The sequence below is a fragment of the Neorhizobium sp. BETTINA12A genome, assembly GCF_023006485.1.
GTDB lineage: Bacteria > Pseudomonadota > Alphaproteobacteria > Rhizobiales > Rhizobiaceae > Neorhizobium.
The window spans coordinates 134,628-149,126 of the sequence record NZ_JALBGW010000002.1 but is presented as its reverse complement, the minus strand read 5'-3'; the positions used below and the strand labels follow the sequence as shown (position 1 = coordinate 149,126).

Below are 14,499 nucleotides of genomic sequence, written 5' to 3'. Positions count from 1 at the left end.
CAGGAGACCGCGGCGGAAGGCGGCTTCGGGCTGAGCGGCCACTGGGACTTCATCTCGGTCGGCGCCGATCTTTCGGACATGGCGGCGGTCGTGACGCCGGGCGCGCTGATCAAGGCCGATGTCGGGACGCTGGTCGACGGCTATTCCTCGGACGGCGCACGCACCTTCACCCATGGCCTTGCATCGCCACTGTCGCGCGAAATCTTCAAAGCGCTGGAAAACGCTTTTGCAGCCGGGCTCGATGAACTTCGTCCCGGCAATATGTTCGGCGCGGTGCATGCGGCCATGCTCGCCTCGATGCGCAAGGACGGCTTCGCAGACTATGATCGTGGCCATTTCGGCCATTCGGTCGGCGGCAGCGTCGGCATCGAGGAATGGCCGTTCTTCTCCGCCGGCAATCCGGAAGTCATCCAGCCGGACATGGTGGTGGCGCTGGAGACGCCGTTCTACGGGCAGGGCATCGGCGCGCTGATGATCGAGGATCAGTTCCTGATCACCGAAACGGGAGCCGAATGCATGAACACGCTGCCGCGGACATTGCGCGATCTTTCGGCAGAATAGAGCAGACGAGTAAACCGACGTTGAACCTTTGGCGCCGGTCCTGTATCGGTGTCACATCCGCGGCGGGGACGCCGGGGAAAGGACACGGGCGAGGCGGAATTTCGATCTTCGATGCTGACGAAAAAGGGAAAATACGGACTGAAGGCGCTTGTCCACCTTGCGCAGCTTGAACCCGGCAAGACCGCCTTCGTCAGCGACATCGCCCAACAGAACAATATTTCCAAGAAATTCCTCGATGCGATCCTGCTCGAACTGCGCAAGGGCGGCATGCTGCGCTCGAAAAAAGGGCCTGGCGGCGGTTATGCGCTGTCCAAGCCGGCGTCGCAGATCTATGTCGGCCAGGCGGTCCGCATCCTGGACGGTCCGCTGGCGCCGATCCGCTGCGCCAGCAAGACGGCGTTCGAGCCCTGCGACGATTGCGACCACCCGGAAGACTGTCAGATCCGCCATTCGATGACGGAAGTGCGTGACGCGATCGCTGCGGTCCTCGACAACATGACGCTGGAACAGATGGTCGCCAAACGCTCGAGCGGCGTTCTCGACGACGCGCAGGCCGGCAGCAAATAGAATTCAACCGGTTCGCGTGACGCCGCCGCAAACTGCTGCGCCTTTTTGCGCAGCAGTCCTTCAGAACTGTCCGTTCGGCCGCGGGACGTTGCCGTTCAGGTGAAAATCGCCGATCGCGTGATGTTTCCAGCGTACCGGATCGTGCACCGTATGGGTGCGGGCATTGCGCCAGTGGCGGTCGAGGTTCAGGTCCTCCTTGGTCGCAGAAGTTCCGGCAAGTTCGAACAGACCGTTGGTCGCGTCGAGTGCTGCCTCCGTCGTCAGGATCTTTGCGGCAGCGACGGAGAGCGAGGCCTCGATCGCAGTCTCCGAGGACGGGTTGATCTGGGCGACATCGACCTTGCGGCCGGCTCGTTCCAGAACCGCGCTCGCGGCTTCCAGTTTGACAGCGATCGAGCCGGTCCGCGCAATGGTCAGCGGATCGGCACTTGCCGTCTCGATGCCGACATTGCGGATGCCTCGGGATTTGCTGCGCACGAAGCCGACCATGTCGGCAAAGGCGGCGCGTGCAATCCCCAGGTCGACGGCGGCATGCAGCAGCTGGCCAAGCGAGCCGAGTGGCGCATGCCGTTCGAAACTCCGATAGTAGCTGATGACTGAATCCGGAGAAACGTAGACGTTGTCGATCAGCACGGTGCCGCTGGCCGTGGTGCGCTGGCCGAACCCGTCCCAATCGTCGACGATCGTCAGCCCTTCCGCATCGCGCGGCACGATCGCCATGACCGCTTTGCCTTCGGGATCGAGACCGAAGATGGCCACCCAATCGGCAAACAGCGCGCCCGTCGAATAATATTTGCGGCCGGTAATACGATAGCCGACGCCTTCCGGCACAAGCCGGGTTTCGATATCGCCCGCAGCCTTCGTTCCGGACTCGGCAAGGGCATTGCCGAAATGCTCGCCGGCGAGCGCCCGCCCGAAGAAATATTTCTTCTGCTCCTCGTTGCCGGAAAGGCGTAAAGCTTCGAGAATCGAGAAATGGTTCTGCGGGATCTGCCCGACGGACGCATCGGCCTCCGACAGAATGGCGATCACCTCCGCCAGGAAGGCATTCGAAATGTCGGCGCCGCCATATTCGGCGGGCACGGTTATTCCCAGCAGGCCTGACTGGGCGACCAGTTCCATCTCGTCATGCGGAAGCAGTCGCTGCCGGTCGCGGTGGCTCGACCCTTCGGCAATCCGCGCCGAAAGCCCCTTTGCCACCTCGATCGCCTGGTCCTCTGTCGCGAGGTACGGAGCCACTGCTCTGATCTTTCCTGCCAAATGGAAAACCCTGCTCATGTGCGCCTCCCGGATCAAGTCCGTCATTGAGCCACGCCACGGAGGGCGGGAGAAGGAATAAAGCTTTAATTGCACGCGTCGGACGAACTGAATTTTCTCTTTTTGGTGGCCGAAGAGAGAGTTTTGCGGATTGTCACGCCAAGTTGAGCGGAAGGAGAGAGAATTTCTCCGGGACGATGCAATCGGCGCAACAACGTTGCTTAGCATGTGAAACGGGAATGCCTACTTTAAGCCGATCAGCCGTTTCTCACCCCACAAGAGCGTCGTCCCATGGCAAGATCACTCCACCTTACCGCCTTCATGCGTCCCGTCAGCCTGCATACCGGCGCCTGGCGATATCCCGGCGCCTATGCGGATGCCAATTTCAATTTCGGGCATATCAAGTCCTTCATCCAGAAGCTGGAGGCTGCCAAGTTCGACGCCTTCTTCATGGCCGATCATCTGGCGGTGCTGAACATGCCGGTCGAAGCGCTGAAGCGCAGCCAGACCGTAACCTCGTTCGAGCCGTTCACGCTGCTCTCGGCGCTGGCGGCCGTCACCGAGAAGATCGGCCTTGCGGCGACCGCCTCGACCACGTTCGACGAGCCCTATCACGTCGCCCGCCGGTTCGCCTCGCTCGACCATATCAGCAACGGCCGCGCCGCCTGGAATATCGTCACCACGTCCAACCCGGATTCCGCCCGTAATTTCGGTCTCGACGAACATGTGGAGCACGGCGAGCGCTACAAGCGGGCGCGCGAGTTCTACGACGTCGTCACCGGACTTTGGGACAGTTTTGCGGACGACGCCTTCATCCGCGATCAGCAAAGCGGCATTTTCTTCGATCCGGAGAAGATGCATGTGCTGGACCACAAGGGTGAGGAACTCAGCGTGCGCGGGCCGCTCAATATCGCCCGGCCGGTGCAAGGCTGGCCGGTGATCGTGCAGGCCGGGCAATCGGAACCGGGACGCCAGCTTGCGGCCGAGACTGCCGAACTGGTCTTCTGTTCGCCACGCGATCTCTCCGCTGCCAAGGCGCTTTATGGGGATATCAAGGGCCGCATGGTCGCCGCCTCGCGCAACCCCGACCATCTGAAGATCCTGCCGGCTGCCTTCATCGTTGTCGGCGATACCATCGAGGAAGCGAAGGCGAAGCGGGCGAAACTCGACAGCCTGGTGCATTACGATAGCGCCATCGCCTCGCTGTCGATCGCGCTTGGCCACGATGCTTCCGGTTTCGATCCGGACGGTCCGTTGCCGGAAATTCCGGAGACCAACGCCAGCAAGTCCGGCCGCGCCCAGGTCCTCAGACTCGCCGAACAGGAAAAGCTGACGGTGCGCCAGCTCGCCCAGCGTTACGGCGGTTATTCGGGCCTCGCCTTTGTCGGCACGCCTCAAACCATTGCCGACGAGATGCAGACCTGGCTTTCGGAAGAGGCAAGCGACGGCTTTACGGTCGTTTTCCCTTACCTGCCGCAGGGCCTGGACGACGTGACGCAGCGGCTTATTCCGGAACTCCAGCGCCGCGGCATCTTCCGTACCGACTACGAGGGATCGACGCTTCGCGACCATCTTGGCCTGCCGCGACCGGCCAACCGTTTCTTCGCTTGAAGGGGACGCAAGGGCTCTTGCAAAGATCGGCATTTCGCCAACTGCCACATTTCGGACATAATAGTTTCCATCCCGCTGACGAATTAGTATAGGGTTTTGATAGACTACATTGACCCGAGCAGGGTTTGGCCCGAAAGTGAGTGGGCATGATGTTCAACCGACCGGAGGCTGACGATGATCGCTAGTGGCTTATCCCTGTTTGGGTTTGATCTGTTCGGACTAAGCCGGCGGGCACCGGGCAGGGCAGACACAGAAAGCACCGAGCGCACGCCGCTTGAAAAGGTGCGCGAGGATGGTGACAAAAACCGCGATCCCGATCGCGAACATTCGGAAAGCTTTTTCTGGGGCATGTATCCCGTCTATTGAGACGGCTCGTCCCGCACCGGGTGTTTTACCTGGAACACATCTAAAGGCCGGCGAAGCGATCTGCTCCGCCGGCCTTTTTGTCTGGATGAAACGATATCAGGCCGTGGGCTGCTTGGTCTTGCGCAGGTAGGGCAGGACCGTATCGAACGAACCGAAGCGGGTGATCGCATCCTCGTTGGAAACGGCGGCGGTGATGATCACGTCCTCACCCTGCTGCCAATTGGCCGGCGTCGCCACCTGGTGTTTGGCGGTGAGCTGGATCGAGTCGATCGCCCGCAGGATTTCGTTGAAGTTACGGCCTGTGGTCATCGGATAGGTGAGGATCAGCTTGATCTTCTTGTCCGGGCCGATGACGTAAACCGAGCGCACCGTCGCATTGTCGGCGGGCGTGCGGCCTTCCGAGCTTTCGCCCGCACCGGCCGGCAGCATGTCATAGAGCTTGGCGATCTTGAGATCGCGGTCGCCGATCAGCGGATATTCGACGTCGAAACCAGTCGCCGTCTTGATATCGTCCTTCCACTTGCCGTGGCTTTCGACCGGATCGACGGAGATGCCGATAATCTTGACGCCGCGCTTTTTAAATTCTCCCTCAAGGCCGGCCATGGCGCCGAGTTCGGTCGTGCAGACCGGCGTAAAGTTCTTCGGATGGGAAAACAGCACGGCCCAGCCGCTGCCGATCCAGTCATGGAAATGGATCGTGCCCTGGGTGGTTTCGGCGGTGAAATCCGGTGCGATGTCGTTGATACGAAGGCTCATGTCTTGGCTCCCTTGAATTGTTTCTATCGATTGCGCATTTTTGGATGGCCGGGACTCTAGCAGCCGGCCGACTAATCGGCGACCGGTATTGCCCGTTGATTATAGAGGATCTTGCGGATTCGCTCCTGCTCCTCCGGCGGCAGTTTGGTATTGTCGACGGTGAGGTCGGCGCCGACAGCAAGCCCCCGCTGGACGCCGGGCCGTGCGCTCAGGTCGTCGAACCAGCGCTTGAAATGCTTGAACTCGTTGATGTCCTGGCCCTGTACCTGCCAGCCGACGGTCCACGGATAGCTGATGATGTCGGCGATCGTAAACTGGTCGCCGGCGAGATAGGGACGGTCGCGCAGCCGCATATTCAGCACGCCATAGAGACGGTTGGCCTCGTCGGTGAAGCGGCGCACCGCGTAGGACTGGTCGCCCTCGCGATCACCCAAACGGCGGAAATGCCCGGCTTCGCCGAGCTTCGGTCCCTGGTTGGCCATCTGCCAGATGACCCATTGGGCCACTTCGTATCTAGCACGCAAATCCTGCGGCCAGAGCTTGCCGGTCTTTTCGGCGAGGTAGAACAGGATCGCACCGGATTCGAACACGCTGATCGGCGCTCCGCCGTCGGCCGGCTGGTGATCGACGATTGCTGGCATGCGATGATTGGGATTGATCTTCAGGAACTCCGGCTTGAACTGATCGCCGCGAGAAATCTGCACCGGGATCAGCTTATAGGGCGTGCCGGTTTCCTCCAGGAAAATCGAGACCTTCTTGCCGTTGGGCGTCGGCCAATAATAAAGATCGATCATTCGAGCTCCCCAGCATTTCCAATCGCGATGACAGGATACTATCCGCGTCCAAAGCCGAGGCCGACGCCGTTTGTTCCAAAATGCCGGTGCGAGAGAGTGTAGCTTTCCAAAGCAGGTGGAATTTTTGGCGAGTTCCATCATCCGCGAGATCGAAGGCGTCGACAACGGTCGCCGGGGCGAAAACATTCCCTCGGCGTTAACCCGCAGTCATCAGCGCCGGCATCAGCTCGTCTCCGGCGATCCGCCAGGTGTTGCGCCCGCTCGACTTTGCCCGATAAAGTGCACGGTCCGCGGTCTGAACAAGCGTTTCACGATCGCCGCCGGCGACACTTGCGGCGGCGATGCCGATGCTGACGCCGATACTGATCGAAAAACCCTTGATCTGGAAAGGTGCGCTGAAGGCCGATATGCACCGTTCCGCAAGGTCGGTATCTGCCTGGCCCGTGGTCTTCACGAGGATGGCAAATTCGTCGCCGCCGAGGCGGGCCACCAGATGTCCGGCTGCTGCCGAAAGCAGCCGCTCACCGGCCATCTTTAAAACCTCGTCGCCGGCGGCATGGCCGAACGTGTCGTTGACCGGCTTGAATCCGTCGAGATCTAGGCAGTAGACGACGACAACGCCCTCGTCCGCCTGCGGTTTGAGTGCCTCATCGAGAGCCTTGTAGAATTGCATCCGGTTCGGAAGGCCGGTCAGAACATCATGATGCGCCAACCGGTTGGCCTCTGCCTCTGCCAGCACCCGGTCGCTGACGTCGGCGATCGTCAGCAGCAGCCGCCGGTCGCCACCCTCGTGGAGCAGCCGGACATAGATGAGGACGTGGTGTTCCCGGCCCTTCGCCGTTCGCTGGCGCCAGACGGTGCGGGCTTCGCAGTCCCCGTCGAGATTACGAAGCCTGGCGGCGAACTCCTCACCCTGGCCTTCGGCATGCATGTCGCAAACGGCTTTGGCCAGAAGGACCGATCTCTCGTAGCCATAAAATTGAAGCGCCGCGTGATTGGCTTCAAGGATCGCAAGGCTGTCGCCGTCGCAGAGCAGCATCGGCATCGGGTTTGCCTCGAACAATTGCCGAAGCCATTCCTCGCGCTGCTTGAGACTGGTGATGTCTATGCGCATTCCAATGGCACCGCCATCCGGCGTGCGGCGATCGTCGTAGCGCAACCATCGGCCATCCTTCATTTGCCGCTCTTCCTGGGATGCGACCTGACGAAACTTGGCCATGCGTTCGCTAAGCCAGGCGTTCTGGTCCAGCACGACTTCCTGGATGCTGCCGCCTGCAAGGCTGATCTTCAAAATCTCCTCGAACGGAATCCCCGGCGTCAGGTATTCGGCGATATCCGCGTAGAGTTCGGCGTATTTCTGATTCCAAAGGACGTATCGGTCCTTGGCGTCGAAGACGCAGACGGCCTGCGGCAACATCTCGATGACATATCGCAGACGAAGATTGGCTTCCCGAACGGCAAACCCGGCGGATTTTTCCGACCCGCCGACTTCTATCCAGACCACGGTGATCGGTTCACTCGAACCGGAACATGACGAAACCCTGATGTTGCAGCTTCGTGTTTCTCCCGTCCTGCTGCGCAAGAGAACCGGTGAACCATCGGGCTTGTCGAGTGGCCATCCGGCCAAGAGGTCGGCAACGTTCGTGCCTTTCAGCGTGTCTGCACCGTCAAAGAGTGCGCAGGCCTCGGCATTCGCAAACATGACAAAACCCGCTGCGTTCACGACGAGCGCGGCGAGTGGACAGGATTCCAGCAAGACCATTACTTCCGCACCAAGCATAGCTTCCTCAAGCACTGCCTTTTCGACCGGAACAATTTCAGATGGGAGGTTAGCGGGAAGGATAAAATAAATCGCTAAAGTTCAATTGCTGCATATAGGCGCCTATAAATAACAGGCACCCCGCTCGGAGGACCTGTTGCGGGGTCGTGAAAGCGATCTTCTACGTCAAGATATCCAGACCGTACGTATTTTAGTTAATATTAAATTATCAATCTAGTGCGACATTTTGTTCTGACCGCAATCAGGTCACCACCCCCCAAGAGCCTCTGATCGGAGAGCCGCAGCATGAAACGCCCAAGCATTAAGCAAGCCCTTGTCCTAAAGCTTTCGATCATCAGTATCTTCATGGTAGGTTTATCCTACGTCTCGCTCAGCACGATCTCGACACTCAGCGCCAACGCTGAACAGATCGGGACATTCTGGATGCAGCGGTTGATGACGGCTCGTGAGATCAAAGGCAGTTTTCTCGATCTCAAACTCGTTTATAGCCAGTATATTCTCGACGATACGGCAGAGGAACTGGGCGTCGGGAAGCGAAAAATCGATGCTGCTGCTGCCGCGGTCGACAAGGTGGTTGCCGAATATGAAAACGGCGTTCGCACGGAACGCGGGCGGGAACTGATCAATCAGATCAAGCCGGAGCTCAGCAAATATCGCCGCTTGGCGGAGCAGATGATCGCGCTTGATGACGCCGGAAAAACACCTGAGGCGGTCAGGTTATTCAAGACGGATATGGAATCGCAGGCCGAGCTGGTGAACAAGGGAATAACAAACCTGGTCACCTTCATTCTCAGCCAGGCTGAAGGTTTCGTGGCGGCCAGCGATGCCTCCGCGAAGTCCGCTTTCACATTGACCGCGGCAATCGCCGTGCTCGCGGTGCTGATCGTTCTGGCCGGCATCGTATTTGCAATCTCCGGCGTAGCCAATCCGATCCGGAGGATCACCTCCGCCATGAAACAGCTGTCGGATGGAGACCTCGAAAACGATATTCCCTATGCCGGTCGCGCCGACGAAGTTGGTGAGATGGCAGGTGCCGTTGAGATCTTCCGGCAGAATGCCCTCAATGTCGTAAGGCTCGAGAACGAAGCGGCAGCATCGCGCAGCGAGATTGAAGCATCACGCGCTGCAGCCCAGCAGCGCGCCGAACGGGAGGCTGAACAGTTACGCTTCGCGACCACGACATTGGGTGGAGGTCTCCAGCGCCTCGCAGCGGGAGACATCTCATTCCAGCTTTCGGAGCAATTTGCGGCCGAATACGAGACATTGCGCGAAGACTTCAACGCTTCCCTTCGGCAATTGGGGACGACGATAGGCGCGGTGCTGCAGACGGTGCACAGCATAGACAATGGCACCGGCGAGATTGCATCCGGCGCCCACGACCTTTCCAAGCGCACGGAACAACAGGCAGCCTCGCTCGAGGAGACGGCCGCCGCATTGGACGAGATCACATCCAATGTCGCAATGTCGACGAAACGGACGGACGAGGCACGCAACGTGGCTCTGGAAGCCAATGTCAGTGCGCAGCGGTCAGCAGCGGTCGTATCGGAAGCCGAAAAAGCCATGCGACGCATCGAAGACAGTTCGCAGCAGATCTCGAACATCATCGGTGTAATCGACGAGATTGCCTTCCAGACGAACCTTTTGGCACTCAACGCCGGCGTTGAAGCCGCCCGTGCGGGTGAAGCCGGCAAAGGTTTCGCGGTCGTCGCACAGGAAGTCCGCGAGCTTGCCCAGCGTGCCGCTCAAGCGGCCAAGGAAATCAAAGGGCTTATCCAGAAGTCATCGACCGAGGTGGAGAACGGCGTGAAACTGGTTCTCGAAACCGGGATTTCGCTGAAGTCGATCGGCGAATACGTGGTCCAGATTAATCAGGTCATGGACGCGATTGCCACGTCGGCGCGCGAGCAGTCGACCGGGCTTGCTGAGATCAATACCGCGGTTAATCATATGGACCAGGCGACGCAACAGAACGCGGCGATGGTCGAACAGTCGACAGCGGCTGTCGCTTCCTTGTCGTCCGAGGCGAGCCGTCTGCGAAACCTGGTCAATCAGTTTCAGCTGGACGGCAACAAGGGTACAGGCACCCAATCGCATGCTCGTTCCCTGCAGAACAACCGGCCAATCGAGGTCGCCGCTCCCCGCCGTATAGCGCAAAGATGACACGGGCCGCGTCAGATCGATCGCGCGCCAATGCGCAGTCGATCAGCTAACGATTTCCTGCATGGATTTACCGGTCATTGCCCGCTCATTCCTAACTCGCGTGAGCGGTTTTGGCTCGATAATTCGGATATAACCGCACGTGATGTCGGCCATATGAAGCTCATCCAGCCAGCCGCCCACCGGAGACGCCCGCGCGTGCAAGCGCCATCAGCATTGGACCAACCGCAAACTCGCCTCTTTCGGTTCGTCGGGTTAGATCGCGCAGATAGCCACCTGCCGAATTGATCTGCTCTCCCCTCTCGAGAATGCAGGCAAGGACAGTCGCTGCATTTTCCCGTCCCATCGCCGTGCACGCCTCTTCGTAGGCCGAAGACGTGATCCCCAGCATCGTTCGAACAACGACAGCGGCAGCCATCAGGTCGCGCCAGTTGTCGATCCTGCCGCCTGGTCCATAGTCGGCGATCTGCGGGCAGGACTGCAGCACGAGCCCAAGCGGGAAGGATTGCAGGGATTTGGCTGCTGCGACCTCCGTATGGGTCGACGTTTGCCTGTTTTGCTTGCTTTCGACGGGTTCACTCAGCGGTTCAGGATCATCCGATGACGGCACGGCACGTTTCATCTCGAAGCGAGGTTCAGATTCATAATTGTATTTAAGATTGGAATTCTGTTTGTGGCGCTCAATTTGAGACTCACTGGCGTCGATTTTTTCCGTTTTTAACCGCATTTCCAGAAGGTTGACGATCTTCGAGCGCAGGGTCGCCATGTCATCCAGAATGGGGGAAAGGTTTTTGACTGTGGCGACACGTGGAATCCGCGCGACCAGCGTTCGGAAGATATCCAGGATCGCCCCCCAGTCACCCGGGACGCCGTCTTGGGTGGCCGCTGTGATCAGCTTTGCGACATCGCGACGGCAGACAGTCAACCGGTCCCGGGTAATCCGCAACAGCTCCCGTTCGGCAATCACCTGGGCGGCAAGGCTTTCGATCTCGACAGCGCGGGCCAGAAGCGGAGCGAGGCTGAAGCCGAACGCCTCATTGATCTCTCCGGCCCTGCTGCGACGCGCATAACGTTTCCCGTTGGGGCTATCCTTTCGCAGGATCAGGCCGGCCTCTATGAGAACGGCAAGGTGTCGCCTGAGGGTCGCGGCGGTCATGCCGCGGGCTCGGAGGGAAAGCTGCGCGTTTGAGGGAAAGACCACCAGGCCTCTCGCCTCGCAGATCTCGTCATCCGGATAGAAGGTCAGGAGCGCGTCGAGCACCGTCAACGCGCGATCGGTCACGCCCAGTGATGGTCTCGCTTCGCAGACCGCCCTGAACAGTTTCCATTTGTTACGGCTAATTCCGGGTTCAATCCTCTCAGCGAGCTGCTGACTTGCCAGCATGCCAAGCGACATCGCCCGCCGCCCAAAGGGCGTCGTTACATACCTGTTCTCCATCTGCCTTCACTTTCGCTAAGGCAAAAGAAATCCACTCGCCCAAACGGCGCCTAAACTCTTGACAGTGATTCGAGGAAATGCGATTCTTGATTTGCTAAGATCTGAGAAGGGCTTCCACGACTTTGTCGCTTGGGGGCCTTTTTCTTTTGCGGTTTACGCTCCTTTGTTTTGTTGGAATTCTGCAAAGAGGCTTCCGAGCCTCTCCTGCACGAACTGGTCGAACCCAGGCGCCGCCTTGTTGTCGAAGACAAAGGTCGCGCTCGACGCGGTCTTCTTGAACTGGACCGGTACTCCGGAAATTTGCGCCTTGGCTGCAGGGGCTGTTGTCAGCGCTGGCCTTTTCGAGGCAAAGGCCAGCGCACGATGGAAGCGCTCGTCGCTTGACAGCTGTCCCGAGTTGTCCGCGGACAACTGCGCCAGAACGACATCAGGCTCCACACTCTCAAGGCGCTCGCCCAACTCCAGCCAGCGCCTGCGGCCGATTTCCGGCGCAGCTCCGATTGCTGTAATCAGGGCGATCGGCACCTGCCGCGTCACGATCAACATCTTGGAGAGCGCCGCCTTATCCACCCCGAGCGCCGCCATGATGATATCTCGGGTAAAACCACGCTGCTCGAGCCGCAAGGCGAAAAGGGCCCGCTCGATATAGGATAAATTCGTCCGGGCGCTGTTCTCCTGCCCTTGGCTGACCACTAGCTGGTCATCCGTGAGATCACGGACCACTGCCCGCACACTGAGGCCGAGTTTCTTTGCGGCCGCCAGTCTGCGATGGCCGTAGGCGACCTGATAACGGCCTTTTGTCTGCGGATGCGGCCGCACAAGGATGGGTACCTGCTGACCATGCTCGCGGATCTGCTCCACCAGCTCATTCAGCTGAACGGGGTCGATCTCCAGTCGATCCTCGACGAAGGAAGCGTCAATCAGGACGGGATCGATCTCGACGACGATCTGACCCTTGGCCAGCTGCCGCTCAAGATCGTTCGCCCGTTCGACCTTTTCGGTGATATTGCCAAGCGTCCTGGTAATCCCGCCTACAGGCGCGGAATTGCGGGCTTGTGGCACAAAACCGGCAATAGGCCGGTTGTCCCTCGGAGCGACCGGTTCGGGGCGCGTTGCGCTGGAAGAGGAAATCTCGATGAGGTTCTTTCTGGCCATCTAGCTACTTCCTTCCCCATGTGGCTCGGATATGGGCCTCGATCTCTGAATTGACGAGATTGAGCGACTCCCAGGCCCGATCGTATGTGCCTCGCACGAATAGCGATCGTTCCACTTCATACAGCGTTTGCTTGGTCACCCCGGCATCGGCGATGGCGGTCGATTTCAGCATCGCGTTCTGAAGCATGCGGTTTCCGAAAATCGCACGCATGAAGCCGGTCATCTGGCTTTGCGGGCCGTCATTGGGTTCGAATCTCGTGACGAGATAGCGCATCCAATCGTAACTCGTTCTGCCTCCCGCCCTTTCGACCACGGACATCAGCTCGCTCGTCATGGTCAGGAACTGGGACATCGACATGACGTCGAGCATTTGCGGGTGCACGGTGATCAACACGGATGTCGCTGCACAGAGCGCCGACATCGTCAGAAACCCGAGCTGCGGCGGGCAATCGACGACCACCACATCGTAGAGGCTTTCGATCTCGGTCAGGGCCTCGCCTATCCGCGCGAAAAACATCGTCTCCGCCGTGCCGGATGCCATTGCCTTGGGCGTCTCATGTTCGAACTCCATGAGTTCGAGATTTCCAGGGATCAGATGCAGATTGGGCGTATAAGTGGCGCGCACGATATCGGCGATCGGCCGCGGATCTTCATAACGGATCGCGCCGTAGAGCGTCTCAGCTTCTCCGACATCCAATTCCGGCTGATGGCCGAACAAGGCGGAAAGAGAAGCCTGCGGATCGAGGTCGACAGCCAGCACCCGGTAGCCTCTCAGGGCCAGATATTGCGCCAGATGCGCAGCCGTCGTGGTTTTCCCGGAGCCGCCCTTGAAGTTCATGACCGATACGATTTGAAGTTTGTCGGCGCCCTTCCGGGCCGGGACATATTTCGGGGTCCCGTTTCTCTCATCAAGAACCCGGCGGATACGGTCCATATCATCCGCGCCGTAGAGGCGGCGCCCATTGGCGAGAGGACTTGGGCCATGGCCTTCGGCAGCGACCTGCCGGAGATAACCTTCGCCGATGCCTATGAAGCCCGCGGCTTCGGCAGGAGAGAAGAACCGCATCGTCTTTTGGGAAAGAGGCGGAAAGATCTTCGCTTGATGCTGTTGGAGCTGATAGGACAGCTCCTGCGCATCTGTTGCCAGAAGTGAAGGAAGATGCTCTTGATCGTCCTGGATGACAAGACTCGGTTGCATGTGGTTTTCCCGAATAACTGCGCAATTTTTACCGAAAGCGCTCTAACTGCGCAGTTATATTATGCGCCGATTCGTTACCGATTTACAAACGCTTAACCAAACTGTCATTTTTCGCTGTTTTGCTGGCCAAATTGGCATTCGTGGGCGCTCATCAGGCGGTTGGATTTCGGGCGAGGTGGTATCTAGCGTCGGCTCTTTGAGGCGAGTTGTCCGCGGACTACCGCTCTTGCAGATCCGCTTCTGATTGATGCCGGGCAAGGGGATATGGCCATTGCAGTATGTTTCCGTGGTGACGGTTGTCCGCGGACAACTGCGATGCTTCCGGCAGATCGAGCCACGCGATCTTCGGGAGAGGAGGGCTTTTCACCTAACGATACTCTCTCGCGTTTGGCTGGTTGTTGGCCACGAGAGTGAGTGCTGCGACTGGAGCAACGTATGAGCTCACGGTCGGTAAGGCCGGCGTGGGTTGGATCCAGTCATCCGCTGTTCTCCGCCTTTGCGAGAATATCCTCGACGGCTGTTTTATCCTGTGGTCGATCTTCTTCGTGTCCGGCTTGGATTTCTTGTCCGGCGGTCTTCGGATTGGTGGGGCCGGCCAACATGGCGCGCCGACGGAGGCCGCGAAGCAGCAGATCTTTCGACGAGACACACGAACCGAGGTCATGGCCGGTATGGCCATTGCTGTCGACGACCGTATGCGTGGCTTCAACTGCTGCGCATGACGGCGAACTGATGAGCGGCAACATCACAGCTCTCGTGGATAGGTCGCTCCAATCGGAGATCTATCGGAAGACATTCCTGGTCATCGCGCGCATAAAGTACTCCCGCGATCACTCTGTCCGGCTCGGCTGCATACTGT

At 59.1% G+C, this 14,499-nt stretch carries 13 protein-coding genes; 5 read left to right on the top strand and 8 right to left on the bottom strand.

Features of this window, described 5'->3' with window-relative positions:
- Together MOV61_RS01565 and MOV61_RS01560 are read left to right on the top strand one after the other, a co-directional pair.
- Positions 1 to 561: Xaa-Pro peptidase family protein (locus tag MOV61_RS01565; RefSeq protein WP_247135292.1), on the top strand; the 561-nt coding region annotated here is incomplete at its 5' end.
- A 111-nt stretch (positions 562 to 672) separates the two neighbouring features.
- Entirely contained in the window at positions 673 to 1,128 is a 456-nt protein-coding gene (locus MOV61_RS01560; RefSeq protein WP_041363741.1) for an Rrf2 family transcriptional regulator, read from the top strand.
- A gap of 60 nt (positions 1,129 to 1,188) precedes the next feature.
- Here the strand turns inward: MOV61_RS01560 and MOV61_RS01555 are convergent, their stop codons facing one another.
- Positions 1,189 to 2,406, bottom strand: coding sequence for an SfnB family sulfur acquisition oxidoreductase (locus tag MOV61_RS01555; protein ID WP_247135291.1), 1,218 nt, complete (start codon positions 2,404 to 2,406; stop codon positions 1,189 to 1,191).
- A 270-nt stretch (positions 2,407 to 2,676) separates the two neighbouring features.
- Between MOV61_RS01555 and MOV61_RS01550 the strand changes: the two genes are divergently transcribed.
- Together MOV61_RS01550 and MOV61_RS01545 are read left to right on the top strand one after the other, a co-directional pair.
- On the top strand, positions 2,677 to 3,996 hold the full coding sequence (locus MOV61_RS01550; protein WP_247135290.1) for an LLM class flavin-dependent oxidoreductase: 1,320 nt from the start codon (positions 2,677 to 2,679) through the stop codon (positions 3,994 to 3,996).
- Between the two features lie 174 nt (positions 3,997 to 4,170).
- Entirely contained in the window at positions 4,171 to 4,362 is a 192-nt protein-coding gene (locus MOV61_RS01545; RefSeq protein WP_040123881.1) for a hypothetical protein, read from the top strand.
- Between the two features lie 96 nt (positions 4,363 to 4,458).
- Here the strand turns inward: MOV61_RS01545 and MOV61_RS01540 are convergent, their stop codons facing one another.
- From MOV61_RS01540 to MOV61_RS01530, 3 genes are all read right to left on the bottom strand, one after another.
- Positions 4,459 to 5,118 (bottom strand): peroxiredoxin, encoded by a 660-nt coding sequence (locus MOV61_RS01540; protein WP_247135289.1) that lies wholly within the window; start codon positions 5,116 to 5,118, stop codon positions 4,459 to 4,461.
- Positions 5,119 to 5,189: 71 nt separating this feature from the next.
- Complete coding sequence (locus tag MOV61_RS01535) at positions 5,190 to 5,912, bottom strand: glutathione binding-like protein (protein WP_247135288.1); 723 nt, start codon at positions 5,910 to 5,912, stop codon at positions 5,190 to 5,192.
- Positions 5,913 to 6,108: 196 nt separating this feature from the next.
- Positions 6,109 to 7,674, bottom strand: coding sequence for a diguanylate cyclase domain-containing protein (locus tag MOV61_RS01530; RefSeq protein WP_247135287.1), 1,566 nt, complete (start codon positions 7,672 to 7,674; stop codon positions 6,109 to 6,111).
- A gap of 303 nt (positions 7,675 to 7,977) precedes the next feature.
- Between MOV61_RS01530 and MOV61_RS01525 the strand changes: the two genes are divergently transcribed.
- A complete protein-coding gene (locus MOV61_RS01525) occupies positions 7,978 to 9,852 on the top strand; it encodes a methyl-accepting chemotaxis protein (protein WP_247135286.1) in 1,875 nt (624 codons plus the stop codon).
- 160 nt (positions 9,853 to 10,012) lie between these two features.
- Here MOV61_RS01525 and repC read toward each other — a convergent pair whose 3' ends face one another.
- From repC to MOV61_RS01505, 4 genes are all read right to left on the bottom strand, one after another.
- Positions 10,013 to 11,287, bottom strand: a complete 1,275-nt coding sequence (gene repC / locus MOV61_RS01520) for a plasmid replication protein RepC (RefSeq protein ID WP_247135285.1) — start codon at positions 11,285 to 11,287, stop codon at positions 10,013 to 10,015.
- A gap of 153 nt (positions 11,288 to 11,440) precedes the next feature.
- Complete coding sequence (repB, locus tag MOV61_RS01515) at positions 11,441 to 12,442, bottom strand: plasmid partitioning protein RepB (protein ID WP_247135284.1); 1,002 nt, start codon at positions 12,440 to 12,442, stop codon at positions 11,441 to 11,443.
- A 4-nt stretch (positions 12,443 to 12,446) separates the two neighbouring features.
- Positions 12,447 to 13,640 (bottom strand): plasmid partitioning protein RepA, encoded by a 1,194-nt coding sequence (gene repA, locus MOV61_RS01510; protein ID WP_151046603.1) that lies wholly within the window; start codon positions 13,638 to 13,640, stop codon positions 12,447 to 12,449.
- A gap of 476 nt (positions 13,641 to 14,116) precedes the next feature.
- Positions 14,117 to 14,386 (bottom strand): hypothetical protein, encoded by a 270-nt coding sequence (locus MOV61_RS01505; protein WP_247135283.1) that lies wholly within the window; start codon positions 14,384 to 14,386, stop codon positions 14,117 to 14,119.
- Positions 14,387 to 14,499 lie beyond the last annotated feature (113 nt).